This is a genomic window from Paenibacillus etheri (assembly GCF_001012825.1).
In the GTDB taxonomy this organism is placed as follows: domain Bacteria; phylum Bacillota; class Bacilli; order Paenibacillales; family Paenibacillaceae; genus Paenibacillus_AQ; species Paenibacillus_AQ etheri.
On the sequence record NZ_LCZJ02000010.1, the window covers coordinates 1 to 230 of the forward strand.

The 230-nt window shown below is 50.4% G+C and carries 1 protein-coding gene; it reads left to right on the forward strand.

Annotation, left to right across the window (positions count from 1 at the left end):
* Nucleotides 1–230, forward strand: a 230-nt coding sequence (locus UQ64_RS00530) for a transposase (RefSeq protein ID WP_156417406.1), incomplete at both ends; no start/stop codon positions are given.

Consider the following 230-nt stretch of genomic DNA (forward strand, 5'->3'; position numbering starts at 1 on the left):
CAAAAATTGCTTACCATTCGAGGTGTAAATGTAACCAGTCTAGCCGGCGTGTTAGGAGAAACCGGTGATCTTAGTGGTTACGCACACGGAAATGCCTTGCTTCGTCATGCGGGTCTAAATTTGGCTGAGGCTAGCTCTGGGAAATGGCGCGGGAAAATGGTGCTTAGCAAGCGTGGCCGCCCGCGTCTAAGGCGTTTTCTCTATCTCATGACGATGTGTATGGTCATGAC